Genomic DNA, 18132 nt, shown 5'->3' on the forward strand with positions numbered 1-18132 from the left:
GGCTGCTGGCCCTCGGCAGCTGTTTCGCGCTGTGGTTGATCGGCGCCTGAGCCTGCCCCAAAAAGAGGCTGGTGTTACCGCTCGGGCAACTCTATCGGGCGGTCCGGATCATGTCGGCAGCTTTTTCGCCGATCATGATGCACACCGAGTTGGGGTTGCCTGAAATCAGGGTCGGCATGATCGACGCATCGGCCACCCGCAGCCCTTCGATGCCATGCACCTTGAGGTCCGGCCCCACCACCGCCCGCTCATCCACACCCATGCGACAGGTGCCGGATGGATGCAGTGCGGCGTGGGCTTCCTCGTGACAGAACTGCTTCATCGCTTCGCGCGAGCGCACGGTGGGTTCCGGCACATGCCGACGAGCCACGTAGGGTTTGAAGGCCGCCTGGGCCATGATCTGTTCGCCCACCAGGCAACCGTCCACCAGGCTTTCAATGTCGTACGGATCGGAAAAGTAGTTGGGCACGATGCGCGGCGGGGACATCGGGTCGGCGGAGTAAAGCTCCACATAGCCCCTGGACCTTGGCCGTATCTGCCCCAGGTTCAACGTGCAGCCATTGCCGCCGGGCACCGAATCCACACCCTCTTCGATGCCCGCGCCCACCACCATGAAATACTGGATATCCGGGTGCACCGCCGTCTTGTCGCCCCACCAGAACGCCCCGCCTTCAATCAGGTTGGACGCCGCCGGGCCTTGCCGGAACAACGCGTACTGCAACCCCGCCATAAGCTTCCACCACGGTTTTTTGTACTTGTCGTAGCTGTGGGGGCCGGTCAGCTCATACACCAGTGAAATTTCGATATGGTCCTGCAGGTTCTGCCCCACACCGGGCAAATCCTGAACCACTTTGATCCCGTGTTTTTCCAGTTGCTCAGCGGGCCCGATCCCCGACAACATCAGCAACCGGGGTGAGTTGATGGCGCCGCAGGACAGAATGATTTCCTTGTCGGCGTGCATCACCTGGCGCACGCCCTTCTCCAGGTATTCGATGCCGACGGCCTTGTTGCCCTGCATCAGGATACGCAGCACCCGGCAGCCGGTCTTCACCGTAAGGTTCTTGCGCGACTTGGCCGGCGCCAGGTAGGCCACGGCGGCACTGCTGCGAAAGCCGTTTTTGGCGGTGATCTGGTACAGCCCGCAGCCCTCGGGCTGGCCTGAGTTGAAGTCTTCGTTATAGGGCAATCCAAACTGCTGGCAGGCCCGCAGCCAGACTTTGGTCAAGGGGTGGATATTGATCGGGTCCGACACCCCCAACGGCCCGCCGACACCGTGCACCTCGTTGCAGAACCGCTCGTTGTCCTCGGCCTTTTTGAAGTACGGCAACACGTCTTTATACGACCACCCGGCGGCGCCCTGTTCGGCCCAACCGTCGTAGTCGGCGGGTACGCCACGGATATAAATCATCGCATTCACCGAGCTGCCGCCCCCGAGCACGCTGGCCTGGACCATGGTCGGCGTTTCGCTGCGGTGCTGGTCCTCGGTCGGCTCCCACGCATAACGCTTGAGCAGAGGGCCCTGGGCGGTCTTGTAGTAGGCGCCGGGAATATGGATGTAAGGGCTGCGATCCCGCGGGCCTTCCTCGAACAGCACCACCGACGCTCCCGCATCCTCACTCAGGCGCGATGCGACTGTGCAGCCCGTGGAGCCGCCCCCGATTACGATGAAATCCACCATGACAACCTCAGATCTTTTTAGTATTCAGCCAGTGTCGAAACGCGCGTTATCAACCGACCAGGCCGGTTAACAGCGTCTTCAATTGTTGGGCGACGGCGTAGCTGTTTTGCTGCTGCTGTTTTTTGCAGAACAACTCACAACTCCACCACCCGGCGTAACCGGTGGCCTTTACCGCGGCGGTCCACTCGACCAGGTCGAGCACGCCGCTGCCGGTGGGCACATCACGCAGCACTTCCTCATTCGGGATACCGCCTTCGAAGGCCAGTGAGTCGCAGACATGCACGCCGTAGATCACGTCCTTGTCGAGCCGGGCGACGTCCGCAGGGGTCACGCCGCTGGTAAAGCAATGCCAATAGTCGATCACCATCTTCACGTTGCTGCGCCCGGTGCGCTCAATCAGCTGCAGTTGGTGATCCAGGGTGTTGAGCGGCGTCCAGGACAAGGCTTCGAGGTAGAGCAGCAGACCGTATTGCCGGGCCACATCGGCCAACTCCGCCAGGTTGCTTGCCGTGCGGGCGTACTGTTCGGCCTGATCCAGGCCCAGCAAGCCTGAGTAATGCAGGCTCTTGCCGGTCGCCTGAAAATCAATCACCGCCTGTACATTGATCGGACCGGTGAGGACTTGCACGCCTTTGGCGCCCACCAGATTGGCCAGCTCAAATAGCCGCCGGGCTTCCTTGAACAGGTCCTCGCGCTCGGCGCCCTGGCGTTCGATATCCCGCAGGTAGCCGATGCCGGTGACGGGCACATGCTTGAGCAGTGTTTGAAGCTCCGACTCGGTATAGCCGGCCTGCAGATACGCTTCCAGCTTGCCGCTGTTGATCTCCAGCGCGTCAAAACCCAGCGTCCGGGCGATGTCGATATCCATCGCCAGGGTCGAGTGTTTCGCAACGGTGGAATGCAGGGCGAGGACGTTATTTTGGGTTGCCATATGGCGCTCCTACGGTTGAACAGCGATCAGCCAAGGCACCAACGGCCAACGCCGCGGCGTCCAGCCGTGCCTGGGGCAAGAGGCCCTCGGCGACGGCGGCGACAATCGCCCGAACGATCTGCGGCACGTGGGGCATAGCCTTTGCGGAAATCAGTAATAAGTCGGCCCCGGCATTCAGCGCGGCCACTGCGACCTCGCCGAGGGACATCTGGCCGATGATTGAGCGGTGATCGAGGTCGATGGTCATGACCAGCCCCTTGAAGCCCAACTCCTGGCGCAACACGCCGATCAATTCAGGCGACACCGAGGCTGCCGTGGGCGGTGTGCACGCAGCGAATATCGCCGGGCCCATCATCACCGCATCGGCGCCAGCGTCGATCCCGGCCTGAAACCCGGGCCAGAAGGCCCGCAGTTGCTGCATGGACTCGCTGACCACCGCCGTTTCAGTCGACGGCTGCTGAAACAGCACCGGGTGCCCGGGGAAGTGCTTCAGGGTGCTGGCCATCCCGGCCCGCCGCACGCCGCGCACATACGCACCGACCATCGCCGCCGTCTGGTGGACATCGCCCGACAGCGTGCGCCCCGCCAGCCACACATTACGGCCGCCGACCACATCCGCCGTCGGCGACAGCAGCAGGTTGACCCCGGTCGCCCGCGCGGCGGTGGCGACCTTGAAGCACGCCTGTTCCAGCGCCGCACAATCCATCGCCCGGGCCACATCGGGCTCCGGCAGCGCCGGGGTCACCCCTTGCAAGCGGTGCACGGCGGAGATGTCGGCATCGGCTGCCAGCAGCAGCGGCCCACCCAGTTCGGTGGCCGTGCCGGTAAAACGCTGCCAGATGTCCAGGGTTTCGGTTTGCAGGCGGCTGGCGCTCATTTTTCCGCTGACGTATTCCTCTCCGGTCTCGCCAAACAACAGGCTGCGCCCGCCATTGCCGAGGAACCGACGCACGTCATCCGTCATCTGCACGTCCAGCAATACCGGGAACAGCACGCCGTAGGCCTTGCGGTCATTCGCGCTCATGGCTGGTTTCCTGGGTGGCGATTGCCAGTTGACGAACCTTGGCAGCGGCGTCCAACAGAACCTGGCGGTCCAGGGTGCCTTCGTGGACGGCGGCGACAATCGCCTCGGCGATGCTGTCCAGGCCTGACTCGCTGGACACCAGCAACAGGTGCGCACCGGCCACCAGGGAGGCTACGGCGGTATCGGGGATGGTGTTGCCGCGCAGGATCGACACGGCGTCCAGGTCATCGGAAATGATCAGGCCTTCGAAGCCGAGGGTGTCACGCAGTACGCCGATGACCTTCGACGAGGTGGACGCCGACTGCTGCGCATCAATCGCAGGAAACACCGCCGGGCCAGGCATGACGGCTTTTACGCCGGTGGCGATGACCTGCTTGAACACTTCAAGATTGTCATGCAGCAATTCCAGCGGCCCCGGCACGGTGGCTTCGGCAATCGCCGGATCGTGCTCGGTGACGTAGTGCCCGGGGAAGTGCTTGGCAGTGGCGATCACTCCCGCGCGCTGCACCCCGCGGATAAACGCGCAGGACACTCGGCTGACTTCCACTGGATCCGCGCCCAGGTGCCGGTTGTGCAGCCATGGATTGACGCCGGTGACCACGTCCACGATGGGCGCCAGGAACAGATTCACACCCAGCCCGCGGGCCGCGGCGGCCATCTCGAAGCAACGTTGCTCGAGGTCCTCGGCGCCGAGGTCCTGGAGCTGCGCCCGGGTAGCGACCGCCGGGACCAGTTGGTGCAGGCGTTCGATTCCGCCGAGTTCCTGGTCTACCGCGATCAGCACCGCAGAGCCCGCCAGCGCCGTGGCTTCCTTGACGATACTGATGAAATCGGCTTTGGACTCGGCCGCCTTGCGCGCCGGGCTCATGCCTCGGCCCACGTATTCATCCCGGGTTTCCCCAAGCAACAGGGATACACCACCACGGCTCAGGTAACGGCGCACATTGTCGTCCAGGTGCAAATCCCCGAATGCGGGAAGCAGTACCGAATACGCGGCGCGATGCAGTTCGCTTGACATTGTTTTTCCTCAACAGCGTTTGGGTGAGTCGTTGGATGCGCAGCGGTGCCACGCATGAAATCAATTACCGCGGGAAAGGCACCCAGGCCCGCTGCTGGTGGGATTCGAGGCTGGCCTGGGACAACAACACCCCGCGCACGCCTTCGTGAATATCCGGCAACGGGACGCTGGTCGCTGTGCGCCATTGCGCCCCGGCGTCCAGGGCCTCGGCGAAGTCGGCGTACAGCACGGCCAGCGCTTCCAGATAACCTTCGGTATTGCCCGCCGGCAAGCTGGTGAACGTCAGCGTCTGCGGCCTGTTGTCGGACTGGCCTCGCCGATAGATGCGGTCTGCACCGTCAGTGGGCGTGAACAACAGGGTTTCCGGTGACTCCTGGCACCACTCGAGCGAAGCCAGGCTGCCGACGACCTTGAAGCGCAAGCCGTTGCGATGCCCGGGCGCGGCGAAACTGGCCCACAACAATCCATCCACGCCGCCGTCGAATTCCAGTTGCACCACGCAGGTATCGTCCAGGCCCCAACCCGGCACCACGCTGGTCAACTTGGCGTTGAGCTGGGTGCAGCGCTGCCCGGACAGAAACTCCAACAGGTTGAAGGCGTGGGTGCCGACGTCTCCCAGCGCGCCGGTGGGGCCGGCCTTTTGCGGGTCACCGCGCCACGCCAGGCTATTGCTCAAGCCGGACACGCCGGGGGCCAGCCACTCCAGCAGGTATTCGACGTACAGGAAGCGCAGCTCACCCAGCTCGCCGGCCTGGATTCGACTGCGGGCGTCCCTGACCATCGGGTAGCCCTGGTAGGTGTAGGTCAGCGCAAAAAATGTCCCGTGGCGCTCGGCAAGGTTCGCCAGCTCCCGGGCTTCGTCAGGGTGGTTGACCAGGGGCTTGTCGCAGATCACCGGGATGCCCGCCTCCAGGAACAACCGGCACGGTTCGAAGTGCAAGTGGTTGGGCGTCACGATAATCACCGCCTCGATCGGGTCGGGGCGGCGAGACTCGGCGGCCGCCATGTCCTCGAACGACAAGTAGATACGTTCGGGTTCAATAGTGAGCGCTGCGCCCGCCTCGCGGCATTTATCCGCGTCGGCAGAGAAAGCGCCGGCAACGATATCGAAGCGATTACACAGGCGCATCGCGGCGCGGTGGTAACTGGCGAAGTAAGCGCCCTGCCCGCCGCCGACCATGCCGACCTTGAGTCGCCTCTTTCCGGGAATGTCGCCGGTCAACCTTGCCATCGTCCAATCCTCCGCAAAAAGCATTGGCCCGAGTATCAAGGGTGACCGGTGTTTCCACCATTTCGCACCCTTGGCGATACCTGACGCGGACTGAAGCACTCCTGCGCAGCACGGGGTGTTACCCGTCGCTATCGAATGTGTTACTGGGCGGACCGCCACCGTCACGATTGACCCGTGAAAACCACAACGCACTGGCGCCGAACCTTCAGCAAAAGCGCTTACAATCTGACGCATTCAGTTATGCTCAAACTTCATGTTTTAACTTAAACAAACGGCATGAAAGATGCTTTGGTAATGATCGGAAGTTTCAAACGCTTAAACGGTTATTACGGTTATGCCCAAGGTTATTCGATAACTGCGCTATAACTTTAATAACTGGCGCCTTAACCCAGCCAAGTACATCGAGATAATAATGCCCAGCCGCCCGGACTCATCGCCCCTGTCATTAGCCGCCGCCACCTCCCACCCCGAGCGACAGCAGGCGCGCAGCGACTTGCAGGCCAATGTGCAAAAGAACCTGAGCACGCTCGTGGAGTCCTGCCGGTCGGTGGCCGACATGTGCCGCAAAGTTGATGTGAACCGCCAGCAGTTCAACAAGTACCTGGTGGGCCAGCACGTGCCGTCGCAGAAGATTCTGCAAAAGATCGGCCGCTATTTCATGATGGAAGCCGAAGACCTCTTCCGCCCACCCGCCGAGTTCAAGAAGTTCTATGAAGGCTATGAAAACGAACTGCCCACCGGCTTGCGGGCTTCGGAGCAGTTCAATCATTTCCTGCCGCTGGCCAAGCAGTCGGCTGACGTGCTCGAAGACTATCTGGGGGTGTATTACCGCTACCACAATTCATCTATCTACAAGGGCCGGATCCTGCGTTCGGTCACCTGCCTGTACCGCGCCGACTCGATGGTGCAGTACGTCACCGTCGAGCGCTTTCCACTGCGCGATGGCAGCGGCAAGATCGGTTATTCATTCACCTACCACGGGTTCTGCCTGCTGCTGGGCGATCGCCTGTTCATGGTGGATTTCGAAGGCAAGCAACGTAACGAAATGACGTTCTCGATCCTGACGCCGCAGCATCGTCGGCCGATCCGTTTTCTCTATGGGTTGGTGACGGGTGTGGCGTCGTCCTCGTTCCGCCAGCCTTTCTCCACGCGCATGGCGCTGGGACTGGTGGACAAGGGCAAGATCCGCAAGCACCACTTGCGCAATGCAACGGTGCTGTTGCCCAGCGACCAGTCGATCCCGCTGGACGTACGTGAATACATGACCGGCGACAACGCCACCATTGTCTGGGGCGGTCAGGACTGAAGGACCTGCAGGGGCTGGCGTGCCGTCATCATTTCAACCAGCGACGGGCCCTTGCTGTTGAGGGCTTTGACGAGGGTCGCGTTGAGTTGTGACGCGTGTTCCACGCGCCAGGCTTCAAGGCCGAAGTTTCGGGCGATGCCAGCGAAGTCCGGGGCATAGGGTTTACCATCCGGCAGGTTGAATTCACCGGCCCGGTGTTGCTCGATGGGCGGCGTCTGTACGTCGCCCAGGGCTTCGTCACCGCTGCTGTTGAAGACCAGGAACACCACCGGAATGCTGTGCATCACGCACACGGCCATCTCTTGCATCGACTGCAGGAAATCCCGGCTGCCCACGGCACAGACCACCTGGCGGGCGGGCATGGCGAGCTTGGCGCCGATCGCTGCCGGGACGGCCCAGCCGAGGGTGGCGGGGTTGCCGGCGCACAAGTGCCTGCCGGGGTAATGCACCGGGAACATTTTGCGGGCCATGGGCTGGGTGGGGCCGCTACCGATGACGAGAATGGCGTCGTTTTCCAGCACGGAGGATGAAGCGCGGCCTTCGCGCAGTACGCTGATTTTACGCGGGGTGGGTTGGGGTTCTGCACGCAGGGTGGCGGGTGGCAGGCTGGCGTTGGTGCAGGCGCCTTGGAGGGCGTCGTCAATGGACAGGCTGACAGGGCCGGGATGGGCGCTCAGCATGGTGTCGAAGGCTTGGCGCAGGGCTTGGGGTAGCTGTTGTAGTGTCGAAACCGTCGCGTGATCTTTCATGACGTTGGCGGCTATCGTTTCGGGCTGGGCGTTACTGATGACCAGCAGCGCGCAGGCGTCCTGGTGCGCGGTGGCGAGGGCTCCCAGGGCTGAGGGGATGCCCAGGGGGCCCGTGAGTACGACGGCCATGGGGCGACCGCACGCACGGTAGTAGCCGTCGGCGAGGTGCACGGCGCTGTGGGCCTGGATGACGTGGATAAAGGGGATGTCGGTGCCCGGGGTCAGCAGCGCTTCCACCAGGGCCCGGGCGCCGTCGCCCGGGGGCCCGGCTACGTAGTCGACACTGTTGGCCTTGAGTGCCTTGGCGATGATTTGGCCACCTGTGAATTTCACTCGATACTCCAGCGAATGCGCGGCGTCTGGGCCGGGATCAGGCTTGGAGTATTCGCCTGGTGCGGGGTGGGCTCAATTTCGCACCTTGGGTAAAAGAGACGCAGATTGACGCAGATATTGGGGCTCACTACAGCACAGCGGCCTGCAGGCCGGCTTGAGTGTTAGAAGCCAAATCAAAAGCTAAAGCGGGCACGGTCAAATGTGGGAGCTGACTTGCCAGCGATGGCATCGCCCAGGTGTGTCTGATGTACCGAGTTGTCTGCATCGCAGGCAAGCCAGCGCCTACAGAAAAGCCGCTCTGCTTCTGCTCTGGTTTCTAACCCGCAGGTCGGCTTTCAGGCCGCCGTGCTCTTGCTACGGATCCCCCCAGAAACCCCTGGCCCCCCACGTGCGCCGCTTAGGTCACTCCAATGCGTCAGAGTGCGTCGCTTTTAACCCCCCTGCGAAATTGAGCCCCCCGCCTCCCCGCTCAATACTCAACCCATGAAAACAACAAGCCGAGCCTATCAAGCGCTGGGCGCACCGCTTCAGGCCCGCAACACCCTGCAGCCCGGAATAAGCGTGCGTCGCCCCGCCAAGGAAGAGTCAATCGGAACAGTGGAGGCCTTACCACCCTCCCCAGCAGCATGGAATCAATGCTGGCCATAACACTGCCGATCCAACTGACTGCATACAAAAGGACGCACCTGGCATCGACACCAGGCCCATGCCTTGCAGGTCGCTCAACATTTGCACCCACCACCCAGGCAGGAACTCGAAATGAAAAAAGAAATAGAGACGGGTTATGGTTTGACCGGCATTGACTTCAATTCCCTCAGTTTGAAACGACGCTCGTTCCTGCTGGGCGCTGCCGCCTCTGCCGCAGGCTTGTACCTCGGCTCGTTCGTGCCCAGCGCATTTGCCGCCACCACCGGGCACCTGGAAATCCTCGGCTGGGAAGGCGAAACCGGCGACGCCGAACTCGCCGACTGGCGCAAGCAACGCAACGTTACCGTGCGCTCCAGTTATGCCAGCAACCAGGACGACATCACCGCCCGGCTGGCAGGCTCCGATCCAGTGCAGCTCGACCTGACCATGTACGCCCTGGGCTACGAAAAGATCTATCAGGAAATGGGCCTGCTCAAGGCCATCGACACCACGAAGATCCCCAACTATTCCGCCGACAATACCCTCGCGCTGTTCTACAAGGGCAGCCGTTGGTACTGGGACGGCAAGCAATGGGGCATCCCGTTGCTGTGGGGGATGAACACCATCATCTACAACCCCAAGAACGTCAAAAAGCCCACCCAATACACCGACCTGCTGGACCCCAAGCTCAAGGGCAAGTTGACCTTTGTCGATGACGGCACCTCGAACTGGTCGCTGATCGCGACCATCGCCGGCTACGGCGACAAGTACCCCAACCTGACCCGCGCCGAATTCAACGACGCCTTTGAAAAACTCAAGCCGTACCGTGATCAATGCCGCGTGTTCGCGGCCTCGTCGGGTGACGCGGTATCGCTGCTGGTATCGGGTGAAGTGGACGCGGTGTTCTCGGCCTCCGCCAACACCCCGAGCGAAACCATCAAGCGTGGCGTGACCACTGCCCTGTCGGTGCCCAGCGAAGGCGCAGCGCTGTGGTGCGATGCGTTGTTCATCCCGAAAACCGCCAAGGATATTCCCCTGGCCCTGGAGTTCATCAACAAGACCCTGGAGCCCGATACCCAGGCCAAGATGGCAACCACGATGTTCTCCGGCGTGGTCAACCCCAAGGCCGTGCCGCTGCTGCCCGAGGACCTGAGAAACACCTTTGACTACGCGAACCTCGACAGCTTCTTCGAGAAATCCAAACTCTATGGCCAACCGCCCCTGAGCTCCGAAAAGTATGTGACCTATGCGGAATGGATCGATCAGTGGGCGAACTTCAAAGGCTCGTTCTAGAGCGCTTGGCACGCCGGCGCTGGCAACCTTGGGGTGGGTGTTCATCAACACGCGCCCCACGGGTCAACGCGCCCTGACTCTCGAATAAAAACGCAAAGGCAACCTCATCATGACCGTAGTCAACAACACCGAGTCCATGCCCCTGGACGACGGCGATTCAAGGGTCGGTAAACACGTGAAGATGGATAAGAGAACCCTCAGCGGGTATTGGCTGGCGTCGCCGCCGTTGCTGTTTCTGGTGGTGTTCTTTCTGGTTCCGTCGGCACTGTTGCTGATTGCCAGTTTCTGGACCGCCAAGACCTTCAGCATGGAGCCCGCCGCCACCCTGGCCAACTATGCCAAGGCCCTGAGCGCCAGCGGGTTTTATGACTCGCTGTGGATCGCCCTGCAAAACGGCTTCTGGACCGCCCTGCTCTCCACCGTGATCAGTGCGCCGGTGGCCTATTACATCGTGTACCGCACACGCTCCAACGCCGTGTTGTACCTGGCGTTGGTGTCGTGGTTTTCCAGTTACCTGGTACGGGTCTACGCATGGCGCTCGATCCTGGGCACCAACGGCGTGATCAACTCCACCCTGCTGCACTTCGGCCTGATCGACCAGCCGCTGGAGTGGCTGGTGTTCAGCAAGTTCGCCGTGGTGCTGACCCTGGTGCACATCATGCTGCCTTTCACTCTGTTGCTGCTGGTGTCGGGCCTGCGGGACATCAAGAAGGACTACCTGGAGGCCGCTGCCGACCTGGGCGCCGGCGGTGTCACCATTCTGTGGCGGGTGATCATGCCGATGGCCCACAAGAGCATCGTCAGCTCCTTCATGTTCACCTTCGTGCTGGCCGCCAGCGACTACGTCACCCCGCAACTGCTGGGCGGCCGGGATGCGATGACCACCGGGCTGGTGATCGCCAACCAGTTCCGCTCGGTAGGTAACTGGCCACTCGGTGCGGCGATGGCTTATCTGCTGTTGATCGTGTTCATGCTGGTGTACGCGTTGCTGCTGGGGGTGTTGCGCGCAGCCAACCTGGCACCCGGCAAGCGTTACCACGACTGACTGCCGCTCATAAAAAAGGTAACTCGCCATGATCCGGTTATTCACTTACGTCTACATGTTGTTCCTCTACGCGCCCATCGCGATTATCGCGCTGTTCAGCTTTCACTCGTCCGCCTCGCTGTCGTTCCCGTTCGAGGGTTTTTCCACGCGCTGGTACGAGGCGCTGTTCAGCAGTTCGGACTTCATGACAGCCCTGACCAACAGTGCGATCGTCGCCGCCGGTTCGGCGATTCTCACCACGCTGCTGGGCACGTTCTCGGCCCTGGCGCTGATGCGCATGAAAGGCCGGGTAAAAGCGGTGTTCGCGTTCATGAACTTCGCCCCCATCGCCTTGCCCGGTTTGTTTTTGGGGATTGCACTGGTGATTTTCTTCTCACTGGTCGGCCTGCCCCGCTCGCTGCTGACGGTGATCATCGGCCACACCCTGTTCACCTTTCCGTTCTTCGTGGAGTCGGTGCGCTCACGGCTGGAGTATTTCGACCTGTCGTTCGAGGAGGCCGCGCGTGACCTCGGCGCCTCGCCCCTCAAAGCGTTCTGGCTGGTGACGCTGCCGATCATCGGGCCAACCATTGCCGGCGCCGCGATCCTCGCGGTGGCGCTGTCGATGGATGAATTCCTGATCACCGTGTTCGTCACCGGCAGCGACACCACGCTGCCCCTCATGATTCTTTCGATGATGCGCCGCGCCGTCAGCCCCACCATCAATGCCGCCTCGGTATTCATGCTGGTGGTGACCATCGCCATCATCGCCATTGCCGGCCTGGTCATGACCTTGCGTCGTCGCCGCCTCGAACTTGAACGTGCTGAAACTGCAGAGTAATCACCATGACCAACAGTATTGAACTGACCGGGATTTCCAAGAGCTACGGCAACCTCACTGCCCTGGGCAAAGTCGACCTCACGGTAAAACGCAACGAGATCCTGACCCTGCTCGGCCCCAGTGGCTGCGGCAAGACCACCCTGATGCGGATCATTGCTGGCTTCGAAGAGCCCACCACCGGCAAAGTGGTGATCGACGGCAAGGACTCCACCGCCCTGGCGCCTGAACACCGCCCGGTGAATATGGTGTTCCAGAAGTACGCGCTGTTCCCGCACCTGGACGTGTTCGACAACGTGGCCTTCGGGTTGCGTTTGAAGAAGAAGCCCAAGGATGAGATCAAGCGTGAAGTGAACAAGGCGCTGGAACTGGTGCAACTGGAAAGCTTCAAGAGCCGCTGGATCTCCGAGCTCAGTGGCGGGCAGGCGCAACGTGTGGCCCTGGCCCGCGCACTGGTGAATCGCCCGGCGGTGTTGCTGCTGGACGAGCCGCTGGCGGCCCTGGACCTGAAGATTCGCCATCACATGCTTAACGAGATCAAGCGCATCCACGAAGAGACTTCCACCACGTTTGTGTATGTGACTCACGACCAGGACGAAGCGATGATCTTGTCGGACCGTGTGGTACTGCTGAACAAGGGTGGCATCGAGCAGATCGGCGGGCCGCAGGAAATGTATTGGTCGCCGCGCACGTTGTTTGCCGCCAGGTTTTTCGGCGATACCAATATCGTCAACGGCACGTATGGGCTCGGTGGCGTGGTCGAGTTGCCGTTTGGGCGTTATGCCCACACCGCTAAAAGCGGCGTGGGTGCAGGGCCGGTGAATGTGTCGATCCGGCCTGAAACCATCGGCCTTGAGCCGGCTCTGGGCGCCGCACTGGCCGACGGTGCGTTTGCCGGGAAGGTCAAGGACACTTCGTTTATCGGTAATCGGGTGATCTACCGCGTGGAGGTGGCCGGTGGCACGCTTGATCTCAAATGCCAGCAACTACCGACTCCCGGCAGCCACGCACTGCCGCCGGGTACGAACGTGGCGTTGACCTGCAAACCGGAAAGCTTTGTGGTGATTCCGGTCTGAAGGGGTTGAACATGGGGCCTGGCTGAAGCAGCCGAGGTTCATTTTTACGCTGGATCATGCGCTCTTTCACGGGAGGCTGGTCTGGCGTTTTTTTTGCCCGGGGGGAAGAGAGTAATGGTCGGTTTTATTGAGCGGGAAGTGGGCCCTCCGGTAAGTCTAGATTTACCGGGGGCCCGTGCCGGGCTGACCATCTCATTAGGGCTCTGCCCCGCCTGTCGGCGCCTCGCCTAGGCTCGGCGTTCCCTCACTCCGGCACCGCGAAGCGGGCCGCCGCGAAGCGGGCCGCCGCGAAGCGGGCCATCCATGGCCCGTCGCGGGTAAACCGGCGTCCTGCCGGTTTACCCGCTGCGCAATACCTGCGTTCGGCCTCGGGCTTATTGGGGCAGTCAGATCAAGATGAAGATCAAAAGCACGGCGGCCTGAGAGCCGACCTGAGTGTTAAAAGCAAAGGCAAGATCCAGAGCGAAAGCAGAGCTGCTTTTCTGTAGGAGCTGGCTTGCCGGCGATGCAGACACCTCGGTGCATCAGACACACCCAGTTGATGCTATCGCCGGCAAGCCAGCTCCTACAGTGGACCGTGCCCGCTTTAGCTTTTGATTTTGCTTCTAAACACTCAAGCCGGCCGGTAGGCCGCTGTGCTGTTGATCTGCTTTTGATCTTGGGCGCCCCGTTAAACCACGCTGGCCGAACGCAGGCTTTGGAGCGTGGGTAACCCGGCAGGACGCCGGGTTAGCCGTCCTGGGCCAAGGATGGCCCATGACGGCGGCCCACGGTCCAAAGCCGGAGTGAGGGCACTCCGAGCCTAGGCGAGGAGCCGAGTGGTGGGGCAAGAGCGTTTTGCTTACTTTTGCGCTCTTCAAAAGTGAGCCGCTGTAAGAGCGGAACCAATAGAGGCCGTTACCCAAACAACGGATATGTACCCTCAACCGTGCTTCTTGTAACGACGAATCCGAATATCCGCCTGCTCCTTGTGCCCCGCAAACCCTTCCATCCCGCAAAGCCGCGAGCAGTATTCCCCTACCAACACCGAAGCCTCATCCGTCAGCACCCGCTGATACGTGCACGTCTTGATAAACTTGCCGACCCACAGCCCGCCGGTGTACCGCGCAGTCCCGGTGGTAGGCAATGTGTGGTTGGTCCCAATCACTTTGTCGCCATAGGAAACGTTGGTGCGCTCACCGAGGAACAACGCGCCGTAATTGGTCATGTGCTCCAGGAAATACAACGGATCGCGGGTCATCACCTGCACGTGCTCGGAGGCGATGCGATCGGCTTCCTGCACCAGCTCGTCGACGCTGTCGCACAGGATGATTTCGCCATAGTCGCGCCAGGCGACAGAAGCAACCGGTGCGGTGGACAGGATCGCCAACTGCCGCTCGATCTCCGCCGGCAGGGTTTGCGCCAACTCCGCACTGTTCGTCAAAAACACCGCAGGCGAATTAACCCCATGCTCCGCCTGCCCCAACAAATCGGCAGCGATGATTTCAACATCGCTGCTGTCATCAGCAATCACCAGTGTCTCTGTAGGCCCGGCAATCAAGTCGATACCAATCTTGCCGAACAACTGACGCTTGGCCTCGGCCACATACGCATTACCCGGCCCAACGATCATATCCACCGGCTTGAACGTATCGGTGCCCAACGCAAACGCAGCAATCGCCTGCACCCCGCCCACGCAATAGATCTCATCGGCACCCGCCAAATACATCGCCGTCACAATGGCCGGATGAGGCTTGCCATCAAACGGCGGCGCGGCCGCAACAACGCGCTTCACCCCGGCCACCTTGGCCGTCAGCACGCTCATATGCGCCGACGCCAGCAACGGGTACTTGCCGCCCGGAATGTAGCAAGCCACCGAGTTCACCGGAATATTGCGATGCCCAAGGATCACGCCAGGCAAGGTCTCGACTTCCACATCGTGCATCGAGGCTTTTTGCACCTCGGCGAAGCGCCGGACCTGGGCCTGGGCAAAGGTGATATCGCCGATTTCCTGCTCGGACAGGCTCGCCACGCAGGCGGCAATTTCTTCGTCGCTCAGCCGGAAAGATACAGGCGACCACTGATCAAACTGCTTCGAGTATTCACGTACGGCCGCATCGCCGTTACGGGCGACGTTGGCGATGATGCGCTCAACGGTATCGCGGACTTGGGCGGCAATCTCGGCTTGGGCTTCGACCGGTTTAGGCGTTTTCAGGTAACGAATCATCAGTGGCTCCAGGTGGTTCTTGAGGGCACGCGACATGCCCCCGGCATTGGCAACCATCTTTTCCTACCCCCCTGCCCCGGGCAATTTCGCAGCCTCCCTATTGGTGACGCAACCTGACGCAACACAGACGCAGTGTTGAAGCACTGCGGCGGGCTGCTGACGTTATTCGTATAACCCCCGATGAAAAACATGTAAGCCCCATTGACTTAGGGATTCGGAGTGATAGGTTAAATAAGCGGTTATACGTATAACCTAACAATCACACCCAACGTAAAGAGGTGATCAACCGTGAGTCGAGTCTTGTATCTATTCGGTGGCTGGCCCGGCCATTTCCCCTACGAAATTGCGGCATGGGCGCGCACCGTTTTCCAGGAACTGGATTTCGAGGTCGAAGAGTCCACCGACATCTTCACACTGGACAGGGACTTGACCGGTTATGACCTGATCGTGATCGGCTGGAACAACGCCGTCACTACCGAGACGCTCACCGCGTCCCAGGAAAACCGCCTGCTGGAAGCGATCGAAAGCGGCACCGGCCTGGTGGGTTGGCACGGCGCAGGCGCGGCGTTTCGCGCCAGCCTCAAATATCACTGGGTGCTCGGCGGCTCATTCCTCGAACACCCGATGGGCGAAGGCTTTCCCCACCCGTACCAGGTCAACGTCATCGACCACAGCCACGAGGTGACCCAGGGCGTCGAGGATTTCGAGGTACGGTCCGAGCAGTACTACATGCAGGTCGACCCGAACATTCATGTGCTGGCTGAAACCACCTTCGACGGCAACCCCTTCCCCTGGCTCAACGGCCATCGCAGCCCGGTGGCCTGGGTGCGCCAGTGGGGCCAGGGCCGGGTGTTCTATCACTCCATCGGGCACGACACCAGCAACCTCGCCGACCCGAATATCCGCCGCCTGACCAAGCAAGGCCTGAACTGGGCGACACGCGGGCGTGCAGCCAGTACCGCCGAGGCAACCCCCTCCGTTTCATCAACCCAAGGAGTCCTGTCATGACTAAATTGACCGGCAGCCAGATCGTGGCTCAAACCCTGAAAAACTATGGCGTCGAATACGTCGCCGGTATTCCCGGCCACGGTATCTGGACCCTGACCGACGCCTTCCTCGAAGAAGACTCCAAGCTCAAGTTCATCCAGGTGTTCCATGAGCAGAGCGCGGTGCACCTCGCCGATGGTTACTACCGGGTGAGCGGCAAGCCGATGGCGGCAGTGACGTCCATCGGTGCCGGCGCCGCCAACACGGTAATCGGCATGGCCACCGCGTTTACCGACTCCACCAGCCTGATGCTGATCACCGGCGGGCCACCCACCCACATGCGTGGCCATGGCTTGCTGCAGGAGCTGGAGCGCTACACCGACAACGACTTCCCGAAAATCGCCGAGGCCGTGACCAAGCGTCATTGGGTGGCGACCCGTGTTGAAGAGTTGCCGTTCATGATGCACCGCGCCTGGAGCGCAATGGTCACCGGACGCCCCGGGCCGGTGCACCTGGAAATCCCGATGGATGTGCAGGCCGAGGCCGCTGAAGTGACCCTGCATGCCCTCGAAGAGCGCACCCCGATCGGCAAATGCTTCCCGGACCCGGCAGCCACCGCACGCGCAGTGGAAGAGCTGAAACTGAGCAAGCGCCCGGTGCTGGTGATCGGCGGCGGCGTGATTACCGGCGAAGCCAGCGCGGAATTGTTCGCCCTGGCCGAAGCCTGGAAGATCCCGGTGGTCACCACCTGGAACGGCAAGAGCGGCTTCCCGGAAGATCACCCGTTGTTCGCCGGCAGTGTCGGCCAGACCGGCACCCTGTGCGGCAATAAAGTCGCGTCCACCGCAGACGTGATCATCGCCGTGGGCTGCCGTTTCACCGACTGGTCGTCGTCCAGCTACGCCAAGGGCGTGACCTTCGCGATCCCGCCTTCGAAGCTGATCCACATCGACATCGACCCGCATGAAATCGGCAAGAACTACCCGGTGACCGTGGGCATTTGTGCCGACGCCAAATACGCCCTCGCCGCCATTGTCGAAAGCCTGAAAGGCGAGACGGTTGAACGCGAAGAGTACCTGAGCGACCTGCGCGGTTATCAGGAAGAATGGGAAACCAAACTGGCGGGCCGTCGTGACTCCGATCGCTTTCCGTTCACCTCGCAACGCCCCCTCGGCGCGCTGCGCAAAGTGTTCCCGCGGGACACCATCGTGGTGGTTGGCTCGGGCAACACCCAGGGCGCGGTAAAGCAGACCTTCCCGGTCTATACGCCACGTACCCACCTGACCTCCGGCGGCTTCTCGTCCATGGGCTGGGCCGTACCTGCGGCCATCGGTGCGAAGCTGGCGGCGCCTGACCAGCCGGTGGTGTGCATCCTCGGGGATGGCGATTTCCTGATGACCTCCCAGGAAATTGCGATCTGCGTGACCAACAATATCCCTGTGGTGTTCCTGATCCAGAACAACGCCGGCTACATGTCGATTCGCGGTGGCCAGCGCAAGCAGACCAGCCGCCATATCGGCACTGAATTCAACCACCCGGACGGCACGCCCTACAGCCCGGACTTCAAGGCGGTGGGCGAAGCCTTCGGCCTCAAATCCTACCGTGTGGAGCGCCCGGAAGACCTTGAGCCTATCCTGCAGGAAGCGCTGGATTTGAATGTGCCGGTGCTGATCGAAGTACCCACCGACCGCGATGCGGCTGGCCCTTGGGTGCCCGGCTGGTGGGACTTCCCGATTCCGGAATACATCACCGACGAACGCCAGGATGAGTACTGGCAAATCCGTAATTCCGAACAACACCTGTAACTGCCG

Annotated in this window: 14 protein-coding genes; 7 read left to right on the forward strand and 7 right to left on the reverse strand. The window is 61.4% G+C overall.

Annotated features, from left to right (window positions below; all coding sequences use genetic code 11):
- Positions 1–91: 91 nt before the first annotated feature.
- The 5 genes from V6607_RS20150 to V6607_RS20170 form a co-directional block, all read right to left on the reverse strand.
- Positions 92–1678, reverse strand: coding sequence for a GMC family oxidoreductase N-terminal domain-containing protein (locus V6607_RS20150; protein ID WP_134326920.1), 1587 nt, complete (start codon positions 1676–1678; stop codon positions 92–94).
- 49 nt (positions 1679–1727) lie between these two features.
- Positions 1728–2609: a sugar phosphate isomerase/epimerase family protein gene (locus tag V6607_RS20155; RefSeq protein WP_134326921.1), complete on the reverse strand. Its 882-nt coding sequence runs from the start codon at positions 2607–2609 to the stop codon at positions 1728–1730.
- Positions 2593–3633 carry a glycoside hydrolase family 3 N-terminal domain-containing protein gene (locus V6607_RS20160; RefSeq protein WP_134326922.1) on the reverse strand — a complete coding sequence of 347 codons (1041 nt, stop codon included), beginning with the start codon at positions 3631–3633 and terminating at the stop codon, positions 2593–2595. The genes V6607_RS20155 and V6607_RS20160 overlap by 17 nt, the downstream gene beginning before the upstream one ends.
- Positions 3620–4651, reverse strand: coding sequence for a glycoside hydrolase family 3 N-terminal domain-containing protein (locus V6607_RS20165; RefSeq protein ID WP_177009789.1), 1032 nt, complete (start codon positions 4649–4651; stop codon positions 3620–3622). The genes V6607_RS20160 and V6607_RS20165 overlap by 14 nt, the downstream gene beginning before the upstream one ends.
- 64 nt (positions 4652–4715) lie before the next feature.
- The gene (locus V6607_RS20170; protein WP_134326924.1) at positions 4716–5882 is read right to left on the reverse strand and encodes a Gfo/Idh/MocA family oxidoreductase; all 1167 of its coding nucleotides are present in this window, start codon (positions 5880–5882) and stop codon (positions 4716–4718) included.
- Positions 5883–6321: 439 nt separating this feature from the next.
- On the opposite strand from V6607_RS20170, the gene V6607_RS20175 reads away from it, so the two are divergent.
- Positions 6322–7188 (forward strand): helix-turn-helix transcriptional regulator, encoded by an 867-nt coding sequence (locus V6607_RS20175; protein WP_032899479.1) that lies wholly within the window; start codon positions 6322–6324, stop codon positions 7186–7188.
- On the opposite strand, the gene V6607_RS20180 is transcribed toward V6607_RS20175, so the two are convergent.
- On the reverse strand, positions 7179–8270 hold the full coding sequence (locus tag V6607_RS20180) for a thiamine pyrophosphate-dependent enzyme (protein ID WP_134326925.1): 1092 nt from the start codon (positions 8268–8270) through the stop codon (positions 7179–7181). The genes V6607_RS20175 and V6607_RS20180 overlap by 10 nt on opposite strands.
- Before the next feature lie 759 nt (positions 8271–9029).
- On the opposite strand from V6607_RS20180, the gene V6607_RS20185 reads away from it, so the two are divergent.
- The 4 genes from V6607_RS20185 (at position 9030) to V6607_RS20200 (ending at position 13128) form a co-directional block, all read left to right on the forward strand.
- Positions 9030–10190 (forward strand): extracellular solute-binding protein, encoded by a 1161-nt coding sequence (locus V6607_RS20185; protein ID WP_008430158.1) that lies wholly within the window; start codon positions 9030–9032, stop codon positions 10188–10190.
- 109 nt (positions 10191–10299) lie between these two features.
- Positions 10300–11235: an ABC transporter permease gene (locus V6607_RS20190; RefSeq protein ID WP_008430156.1), complete on the forward strand. Its 936-nt coding sequence runs from the start codon at positions 10300–10302 to the stop codon at positions 11233–11235.
- 28 nt (positions 11236–11263) lie between these two features.
- Entirely contained in the window at positions 11264–12055 is a 792-nt protein-coding gene (locus tag V6607_RS20195; protein ID WP_008430153.1) for an ABC transporter permease, read from the forward strand.
- A gap of 5 nt (positions 12056–12060) precedes the next feature.
- Entirely contained in the window at positions 12061–13128 is a 1068-nt protein-coding gene (locus V6607_RS20200; protein ID WP_008430152.1) for an ABC transporter ATP-binding protein, read from the forward strand.
- Between the two features lie 922 nt (positions 13129–14050).
- Here V6607_RS20200 and hisD read toward each other — a convergent pair.
- On the reverse strand, positions 14051–15334 hold the full coding sequence (hisD, locus tag V6607_RS20205; protein ID WP_008431521.1) for a histidinol dehydrogenase: 1284 nt from the start codon (positions 15332–15334) through the stop codon (positions 14051–14053).
- Positions 15335–15622: 288 nt separating this feature from the next.
- Here hisD and V6607_RS20210 point away from each other — a divergent pair, with 288 nt between their 5' ends.
- Together V6607_RS20210 and V6607_RS20215 are read left to right on the forward strand one after the other, a co-directional pair.
- Positions 15623–16342 (forward strand): ThuA domain-containing protein, encoded by a 720-nt coding sequence (locus V6607_RS20210; protein ID WP_032898774.1) that lies wholly within the window; start codon positions 15623–15625, stop codon positions 16340–16342.
- Positions 16339–18126, forward strand: a complete 1788-nt coding sequence (locus V6607_RS20215; protein ID WP_102604522.1) for a thiamine pyrophosphate-binding protein — start codon at positions 16339–16341, stop codon at positions 18124–18126. Before V6607_RS20210 ends, V6607_RS20215 begins: the two co-directional genes overlap by 4 nt.
- Positions 18127–18132 lie beyond the last annotated feature (6 nt).

Origin of the sequence: Pseudomonas sp. KK18 (assembly GCF_037094675.1) — a bacterium.
GTDB lineage: Bacteria > Pseudomonadota > Gammaproteobacteria > Pseudomonadales > Pseudomonadaceae > Aquipseudomonas.